This window comes from Pseudoalteromonas sp. AWH4_217 (assembly GCF_056161105.1).
On the sequence record NZ_JBSWYM010000018.1, the window covers coordinates 115,916 to 125,073 of the forward strand.

At 45.8% G+C, this 9,158-nt stretch carries 6 protein-coding genes; 2 read left to right on the top strand and 4 right to left on the bottom strand.

Features of this window, described 5'->3' with window-relative positions:
* Positions 1–98 precede the first annotated feature (98 nt).
* Positions 99–1,505: an MFS transporter gene (locus tag ACXAH1_RS19945; protein ID WP_475199008.1), complete on the top strand. Its 1,407-nt coding sequence runs from the start codon at positions 99–101 to the stop codon at positions 1,503–1,505.
* A gap of 46 nt (positions 1,506–1,551) precedes the next feature.
* On the opposite strand, the gene ACXAH1_RS19950 is transcribed toward ACXAH1_RS19945, so the two are convergent.
* The 3 genes from ACXAH1_RS19950 to ACXAH1_RS19960 all read right to left on the bottom strand — a co-directional run bounded on the left by ACXAH1_RS19950 (position 1,552) and on the right by ACXAH1_RS19960 (position 4,175).
* A complete protein-coding gene (locus tag ACXAH1_RS19950) occupies positions 1,552–2,367 on the bottom strand; it encodes an MBL fold metallo-hydrolase (RefSeq protein ID WP_475199009.1) in 816 nt (271 codons plus the stop codon).
* 244 nt (positions 2,368–2,611) lie between these two features.
* Positions 2,612–3,469 carry an NAD(P)H-binding protein gene (locus ACXAH1_RS19955; RefSeq protein WP_475199011.1) on the bottom strand — a complete coding sequence of 286 codons (858 nt, stop codon included), beginning with the start codon at positions 3,467–3,469 and terminating at the stop codon, positions 2,612–2,614.
* A gap of 100 nt (positions 3,470–3,569) precedes the next feature.
* Positions 3,570–4,175: a hypothetical protein gene (locus tag ACXAH1_RS19960; RefSeq protein ID WP_475199014.1), complete on the bottom strand. Its 606-nt coding sequence runs from the start codon at positions 4,173–4,175 to the stop codon at positions 3,570–3,572.
* A gap of 354 nt (positions 4,176–4,529) precedes the next feature.
* On the opposite strand from ACXAH1_RS19960, the gene ACXAH1_RS19965 reads away from it, so the two are divergent.
* Positions 4,530–5,072, top strand: a complete 543-nt coding sequence (locus ACXAH1_RS19965; RefSeq protein WP_253049253.1) for a nuclear transport factor 2 family protein — start codon at positions 4,530–4,532, stop codon at positions 5,070–5,072.
* A 142-nt stretch (positions 5,073–5,214) separates the two neighbouring features.
* On the opposite strand, the gene ACXAH1_RS19970 is transcribed toward ACXAH1_RS19965, so the two are convergent.
* Entirely contained in the window at positions 5,215–8,127 is a 2,913-nt protein-coding gene (locus ACXAH1_RS19970) for a DEAD/DEAH box helicase (RefSeq protein WP_475199016.1), read from the bottom strand.
* Positions 8,128–9,158: the final 1,031 nt, after the last annotated feature.

Sequence of the window (9,158 nt, forward strand, 5' to 3'; positions counted from 1 at the left end):
AAGCGCACACACTCCCACTGCCAGCCCCCAAAGTTTGCTAGTCAAAGCACGATTCTTCATCTACTATGTGACTGTATTGACGCATAAATAATAATCAAATGAAATCATTCCCTTCGCTCTATTTTACCAATCTGTTTTTGATCGGTGGCACCGGTTTACTGACCACCTATCTGGCTTTGTACCTGGGCAAACAAGGGGTCTCCACCTTCTGGATAGGTTTACTGACCTCGTGCTATTACCTGGGCCTGTTACTGGGTTCCAAACTGGGCTATCACCTGATCAAATCAGTGGGGCATATCCGGACCTTTGCTGCCAGTACGGCTGCGGTCACCGCCTGTGTGGCTGCCCACGGGGTGAGCGATAACATTTATCTGTGGCTGGCACTGCGCTTATTTGTCGGGCTTGGGATGATGTGTAACTTCATGGTGCTGGAAAGCTGGTTAAATGAACAAGCCGCGCCGGAATCCCGTGGCCGGGTGTTCTCTTTTTACATGATCACCTCTTATCTGGGCATGGTGGCAGGACAATATGCGCTGTCGCACTTTCCGGAGCTGGGCTATGCACCTTTGTTTTTGGTGTGCATGGCACTGTCGGTGGGGATCATCCCGATTTCAACCACTCGCCGGATCCACCCTAAACCGCTCAAACCTATTCAGGTCAGTTTGTTTAGTTACATCCGCAAGGTGCCTCAGTCAATCACTGCGATTCTGTTTGCCGGCATCATCAATGGCAGTTTTTATGGCCTTGCGCCGACTTTCGCGCATTCATCAGGTTTTAATGCCCAGGAAATTGCCCTGTTTATGTCGATCACCATTTTCGCCGGGCTACTGGCGCAATGGCCAATGGGGGTGATCTCCGATAAGATTCGCCGCAGTATCCTGCTGCGCAGTAATGCCGTGGCCATAGGTCTGGTGAGCCTGTTGCTATGCCTGTTACCTACAACACAGCACACCGCCTATGTGCTGAGTTTTATCTTTGGCTTATTCGCCTTTACTTTGTACCCACTGTCGTCTGCACTGGCTAATTCCCGGGTAGAAGATGAAGATCGGGTGGGCGTTTCCTCGGCCCTGCTGGTTGCCTTTGGCGGCGGTGCCGCGCTAGGGTCGGCCATGAATGCACAGTTAATGGCGCAGTTTGGACACCAGGCACTGTATGCCTCCATAGCCCTGCTTACTGTGCTGATGTTTACCCTGCTCACTTACATCAACTCACGACAAAAAGCCGAACAGCCTGAACCCAGCGACTATGTGGTGGGTACGTCCGATGTGACTAACTCGCCGCTGGCCGCCACCATGGATCCGCGAATTGAAGAAACCACAGCCCACGAGCAAATGCTGGTTGTGGATGAAGATGAGGTTGGCGACACGCAACCCCGGGATTATGATCCCCAGGACCATGAAGCGGATGACGTGCCTTGCGAAGACGACACGCCGTCAGACAGTGCCACTGAGACACCTGACGACATACACAGTGCACCCACACCCCCCGTCAGCAATAAACAGTAAATTCGTGAGGCCAGTTTAACTGGCCTCATTAACTTTCCATTCTTGCTTATTTGTGGTTTTTAACCGTTTTTTCGGCGCTTTTTGCTTCATATCTCAAGGTTGGATGCTGGGGTGACAACATGGCCGCTGCCGGCAAATTTGCTGTCAGCCAGCCTGCAAAAGACGAAATGTTATCGGGCGGGATATGCAAAAACACAACCTGCCCGGCATCGAGTTTACTAAGTAATGATGCATAGTGAGGCTGTCGGCTCACTAGCAGGTCGTAAATAAGCGCCACATCGATGCGCTGCTCGTCCAGTTTTAGCTCTGTAATTATGTCGTCGGTCAGCTCCCCATCTCCCACATGCAGCACTGTCCAGCCATTGATCTCTACGAGATAGGCATAATTTTGCACGGTATCGGCATGAGGTGCCATATGGGGAAAGTGCATCATAGTGACCTTAACGCCATTCAATTCATAACGTTGAGACTGATGTGCAGTGAGCACCCGAGTGTGCAGGCGCTCTGCATCAACTTGCCCGTTCAATGTCTCCACCACCTGTGGAGGGCCTAGCATCATAGTTGACGGGTGACGCTGTAAATAACGCAATGCACGGGCTGTAGTAAAGTGATCGTCATGCTGATGAGTGGCCATCGCCACTGCCGCACTGCGACTGTGCATGGCATCAAACTCCGGGGCCGACAGGGAAGTAAAAAACGTATGGGGACCAAACAATGCATCTATCAGCACACTGTGCTCCCCGGATGACACCCTGACGCCTGCATTGCCCGCGTGCTCCAGCATCAGGGACGAGGCATGTACCACCAAACTTGCGAGCAGCAATGCACACCCCGCCACACTTTTGACTACACGACTATTCATGACTTGTTCTCCATTCAGTTGCTTTTAATAACCAGGCCACACCGGGCGTGGTCGGGCAAACTGTAGAGATCATCCTTAGCCATGTCTTAACGGCATTCTATTTTTGCCTGACAAGAAATTGAATATAAAACTTATCTATATAAAACAAAGAGAAAGACCAGGTCTCAGCTAAAGCTGAGCGGCTTTACATTACACCCCTGTACTGTCACTGTACGCCATAAAGCCAAGCTCCGGCCTAACTCGTTTAATGCGCTGGCAAAAAAGGTCTGGGTTGCCAGCCTAACTCGCGGATGGCTTTGTCGCTTGAGAACACCTGCTGCAGTGCATAGCCTTCTGTCCAGGTGCCATATATTTGCGCCCACTGCGCCGCTTGTCCGCACACAATCGGTTGCTCAGACAATGTCTGTAATAAGCTTGCCAGCGGAGCGCTTGGCTCTGCCGATCCTATGTACTCTTCACCTTGCTTGCCGCGCTCGAGCACAAGGCGATACAGCTCGGCCAGGTTAGTGCGCTCAACCAGTGGCCAGGTTTGCGTTTCTTCTGCTGGCAACACGGGGTGGCCACAGCGCTCTATTTCCCAGCTCAGGATGGGTGGCAAATAGTGCTCTTCCTCGCACACCACATTGACCGGGCTGACAACACGTAAGTCGATGTTTTCTTTGTCCGATAACCAGGCGATGTTATCCAGCATCCACTGAAAATCGGCCACCGAATGCTTTGGCGTGGTTTCGGTGATCACCGCATCATGACTGCCATAGGCCCAGCATCCAGCGGTATATACAAGTATAAGTGGCGTAGTGCGTGTTAAGGCATGGTCAGCCACAGCCTGCATCAACGTCGCATCCACCTCGCCCATCTTGCCATCAAAGGTACAGGCGGTATGGATAAACGCATCACAGCTCGCAAGCTCGCTGAGCCAGGATTGCGGCTCGGTCAGTGACCCCGTCACTGCCGTTGCGCCCAGTTGCACGGCTTTATCAGCGCTTGTTGCATTTCTGCATAACACCTTGACCTGATAACCATGTGTGATCAGTTCCCGCACTATGGCACTGCCTATATTACCTGTTCCGCCAGTCACAAATACCGATTTGTGTATGCTCATCTGTTTCTCCTTTCAGATTTAAAAACATACACCCACAGTAGCGCAATATGTACCCAAATTTCTACACTTCGTATGAGTAAAAGCGCCCCAAAGCGTTTGTTCACGCTACCTGGGATCCGGCCATCGTATCAGAGCGAACTACCCGGCTGGCCCACACAAACGCCAGCGCCAGCAACCCATTGGTATAAAAGTCCAGCGATAAGCCCACTTCAGCCCCATACAGCATGCCCGCCAGTAACATCAGGCTCCAGCATACAACGGGGATCGACAAAGCCAGGCCCAGAGCACGCGAGGCAGGGTCCCGCAGGCAGGCAATCGCATTGCAAATAAAGGCACCGACCATCGCAATCATAAATACGCCTATCAGCGCCTGCATACCAATACCTCTGGTGGCATCACCCAGCACTGCGCTGGCAATGACCCAGCAGGCGCCAATGCTCAGCGCGACCAAAGACGACAGAGCAAACCCGGCACCCCACTTGGCCAGCCTTGGCGTATGCAACACAATACGCGGATACAGTGCATACAAGCCCAACACACTCGCGCCCAGGCCGATAATCGCCGGAATTGCGGGCCACAAAATAGAAAGCTGGTATCCGGAAAAGTGGCGTGCCCATAAACACAGGGTGTTGAACAACATGCAGCCCCCTGCCATCAGAAAAAATCGGGCGTCCCATTGTTTAGTTGTGTGGTCAGTGTTTTTCATTATCTTCCTCGTATTAGGTCCATGAACTGGTGAGGGTAAACAATGCAGGTAAAATGCGCTTATGTCGTTTGAATGGGCCCGTTCGAACTTTTTATTTCAATTATTTTCATGACGTTACACCAATTTCTTCATCCTCTTTTATCTCTGTGGCTTATTCAGCGGTGCTTGTCAGGGCGCAATACGGTGCGCCATAACGCACGCTTTAACACCCCGATTGTCACAGCCTATGTGCGACATGGGTTACCAAAAAGTACCCTGGTAAGTAATTTGTGCCTTCTTGCAAAGGTAGTTACTAATAATTACTATGGTTACCAGATGAGACTTAAACCTGAATTTACAACTAAGGAGCACCCCATGTTGAAAACCCTAAGTGCAGCACTACTTTTACTGGTCAGTACCGTGACATTTGCCGCAGGCAAAGACGCCCCTAAAATCCACTTTGATGAGTTAAAAAAACCAAGCTGGAGCGAACAGGAATTAAGCAATGCACGCCTGGTCACCGACTTTGTACAAAACCTGATGAACAACCACAACTTTGACTATGTGCTAAAACACTACAACGACAGCGCCTATGTGCAGCACAATCGCAACCTGCCGGATAAAATCCCCGGTCTGGTCGGCTTTTTACAAGAGTTTGTAGAGGATTACCCGGACTACAGCTATGACGTAAAACACATCTACGCCGACGGCGACTTCGTGATTTTTCACTCTCACGCCACGCTGGATAAAGATCACCGCGGCAATGACCAAAAAGGCATGAACATCATCGACACCTGGCGCATCGAAGATGGCCGCATCGTTGAACACTGGGACTCAATCCAGGCCCTGGATCTGTCAATGCGCATTTACTCACTTTTCAGCGGTGGCGATATTCAAAATGATAATGGCGTGTTTTGATGGAGTGAGCAGGAAATAAGTGATCTGTAATGAGAGAGCGATGTGAATTTGAAATCGCTCTGAATTACACACAAAAATGCACTTTCAGCCTCTTTCCATTCGACTTGTGTCTTGCTTTATAATAAACAGCTTTAAAATGCCGCTAAGGTAGATATTCTCGAAAAGGAATATCATCAGTGAGTGCCTGCCCTGGGGTTGATAACCACTGCCATAACTGTTCTTGGGTAATTCCCCCCATTCCTAGACGCAAAAGTGCTTCTCCTAAATCATGGCTTTCAACAACACTTAGCCTTTGGCAGGAGATGATTACCGAAGGAACACTTGGATCTACACCTGGATGACAAAGAGTTGAGCAAAAAGAGTCTCTGTAACCATGGATCTCAGAAGCAGTTAAGACCTCGGTTGCACTATTGTAATCAACTAACTTGTCACCTTGTTTTGATTTAAGTTCCAATACAATCTCCGGGGAGTTTAATAACTTCAATAAATAGTCCGGAGCACCTGTTTTGGACCTATGGTCTAACCGTTCAAACTGAATATTTAACGCATTGAGAATTGCTTCAAAAGCTGTTTCGAAATCGTCACCTCTTTTATTATAATATTCCTTAAACAACTCACCCAGTGAATAACGATTAGCCTTTTCAATTTGTCTACTTGCGGAACTTTGTCTTTGAAGCACTTTCCAGTTTCTACATGAGTCTCTAAACCAATTAGCTTTACCATGAGGAGATGGTTTAACTTTTTCAAATACCTTAATGCGAACTTTATCGACCTCCTCAGATCCAACTGTTAGTTGCTCTGGAGATACATACCCTAACCTCCTAAAGGCCAAAATCTCAGCACGACTCAACTTAAAGCTCTGAGCAACATCTAGTTTTGAAATTGAAGTCATCCAAAGAACATCATCTGGCAATCCTTCACTTATTCTGTAGCTTAACCTGCGGATAGCCCTAGGTAGTTGTCGCAATTGTTTCATCAATTGATCGTTACCTATGAGTGCTGGAGGCCTACTGACGTCTGATAATCTAGTGTCTGTGGCGGACATGATTATCGAAGATAAGCCTTGCAACGCCCACACTAAATTTCTAAACATATCATTCAGCATACCAGCCGTTAGATTAGGTAAAGTACCTTCTATTTCTCTAAGCTCTTTTCCAGAAATCCAATCCAACGTTAGTTGCGCACCATTAGAGGGCGATACATCGGCATACCATATTGGTTCATATAAATCTTGAGCATAAATGGAAGGATCCCCAATTTGCTGCTTACCAAGTGGCCATGGTAGAAACCTAGTTGGTTGAATACCATGAAATGGTCTGAATTCAGGACTAGAAAAACAAGAGGAGACTATTAAAAATGCAAATTTACTATCATTTTTCAACAGGAGATCATTTGACAAACAGTCTGAAAGCACTTGAATTTTATCAATACAGTAATTTAAAAGATTAATACCCGAATCTGGAAGTAGCCCACTATGAGCAACAGCTTTACCCAAAGGGCTTACAATAACATTACCGCTGCATGATTCCATGACAAGCCTTTTACGAACAAGGGCATCTACAGCATCGTTAAGTAGTTCAGGCCACCTAGAAAATGCACTGGTATTATTATCTTGTTCTCTTAGTCCACTTAATGTTGAACAAATCAATTGAACTACATCGTTTCTCCTTGAACACAACCCGGATGCAATCAATTGCAACGAAAGTTGTTCAAATCTCGCAGGCAAAATTCGGCTACTCAATGAAGACAAAACCCCTAATTGCAAGTACTGCTTTGAAGCAAAACAATCTGTAGGATTTCTTGAGAAGAATATAACTTTTCCCTTTGCATGTTCGAACCCCATCCGACCCACTCGACCTGCCATATTATGGAATTCAGCCTGATCTATTGGGACATATTTCCGCATATTACTGTTCCATCTTCGCCAATCTGCAAATACAGCAGCCCCTAAAGGGAAGTTAACACCTGCGGCGAGAGTAGAAGTAGCAAAAACCACATCCAATTGATTATTAAACAATCTCTGTTCAACTATTTCTCTTTCACTTTCAGTTAAGTCAGCACTATGAGAGCCAACTCGTTGTTCAATAATCTCTGATAAAAATTGATTAGCAGTAGTCTCCGGTAGCTCTTCAAATGCGAGTGATAGCTGCCTTTGCGATGAGGTAAGACATTCCTCAACAAATGTCCTTGCCAAATCATAAGTGTCTTGCTTTTTCATACAAAACACTATGATTGGTAATGGTGGCTCAGGTTGATTCAGTAACCAAGACAATGCTGACAATGGTGAGACTTGAGCTCCGTGGGGTAACGGTAAATTCTCTAATATTTGATCTGGATTGTTAGTACTGCATGTAGCCACCCCATTATGGCTCCAGCATTCATAGCTTAAGTGCTTTTCTCTTGTATGCGATATCACCAGCGAAACTTTTAGCCAGTTAGCGAGCATTCTTGAGTCTTGTTCTTGAAGTACAGCTGAAAGGCCTACGAATTGTCTACAGCCTGCATTTTTGATAAGAGTCAGTAAAACCTCAACATTTTGACCTCTATGTTCATCGCCGATCAATTGAATTTCGTCACAAACAATTGTCGTGCTACTCATGTTTGTAGGAATTCCAGATGCAGAAAGTAAAGCTAAATATTTTTCATAAGTAGCAACTAAAACACGTGCACTTAGAGGATCTCTTGGAAGGTTTCCTTCTGCATCTTCAACATAATCACCTGTTGCAATTACAAGAGATGATTTGTCATTTTCAAGCAACAAAGGAAGTAGAATGGCTTTGAAATCTTCAAACTTTTGCTTGGCTAACGCCCTATGTGTAACTAGGTAAACATTAAAACACCCGGTTTCAATTCCTTTTGCCAATCCCCATATAGCTATTTGAGTTTTACCTGTAGAAGTAGGCGATACTATAAGTACACTTTCACCGCGACCAACCCCAGCATCTAACGCTGCATATTGAGCATCACTCAACGAGTAGTAATCATCTTCTCTAAAAACTAAATTTGCCAGCGAAAGCTGTGATAACCCGTGATCATTAGGAAGGTTATATTTCACTTTAGAATTCCTTAAATTTCCTACGATTTATTTTCGTAATGAAAATGCTCGTCACACAATCAAAATTACTACTAAGCCAAGTCATTTAGTTCAAATATAGCCTTGTCAATTATAGACAAATTTTCACTAATTCGTTCGGTGATTGGTACTTCTAACAGTCATGTAAGATGCTCTGAAAATAATAATTAACATAGTCATCTAACAATAAAATAAGGGTTATCAGATGCCTGAACCCATAATTGCCGAACAAGGTTTTCGGACACTTTAATGCTGGTAAGACATAATCATCACACAAAACTGGAATTCACCTTCAGCTTAGGCTTAAAGTCGACTTCAAAGCGAGCACGTTATGGTACAGAGTCGCATTCGCCGAATAGTTATTAGTGAAGAGCCGTGCTCCGGTCAGCTCTAATTGAAGAAAATAAATTGTTTTATCCTGACGGCTTAAAAATGGCAGATGACTAAATTTAAAGGCTTTGCGATGGAAATTATTGAACTGAACACCAATACTCCATTGCTTCCTATCGTGGTACTCGAAAACGTTACCGATCCCCTGGCTCCTGGCGTTATCTGGTAGATTTTTGAATCTGCTCGTTTGCTTCATTCGTTACAACACATCCCAATAATTCCGCCGTAATGGGGCGGATCCTGTCCTTACTGAGCCGTGCTAAACGCTGAATGCGCCAACTTCTATAGTCATGGTGATGGTCGAACACAATTAATACATGCCACAGCGATACGACGGCATTGGTACTCCTTTATAGTTTCACAGTATTTATTAAAAAACAATTTACACAAAGGCAACTTCTCTAATTGTTTGATCTGGGACAATGGAATATTTACATGCAAAAAGTACCAACTTCATGAGCGAGCATGTGCAGTTTTTGAAGTTAATGAAGTGAAGGAAAGATAACTAATCGCTCCAATTGATAGGTCGGACTGTAACTCCCCCATAAACTGCAACAGTTCTTGAGTAGAATTTCCATTAACAGAAGAAGGAAGTTTTACGATGAGAAAAAGCAAGTTCACCG

Excerpts from the sequence above, each read along its gene's own strand:
- ACXAH1_RS19945 (WP_475199008.1), top strand. The coding sequence starts at position 99 with ATGAAATCATTCCCTTCGCTCTATTTTACCAATCTGTTTTTGATCGGT.
- ACXAH1_RS19950 (WP_475199009.1), bottom strand. The coding sequence starts at position 2,367 with ATGAATAGTCGTGTAGTCAAAAGTGTGGCGGGGTGTGCATTGCTGCTC.
- ACXAH1_RS19955 (WP_475199011.1), bottom strand. The coding sequence starts at position 3,469 with ATGAGCATACACAAATCGGTATTTGTGACTGGCGGAACAGGTAATATA.
- ACXAH1_RS19960 (WP_475199014.1), bottom strand. The coding sequence starts at position 4,175 with ATGAAAAACACTGACCACACAACTAAACAATGGGACGCCCGATTTTTT.
- ACXAH1_RS19965 (WP_253049253.1), top strand. The coding sequence starts at position 4,530 with ATGTTGAAAACCCTAAGTGCAGCACTACTTTTACTGGTCAGTACCGTG.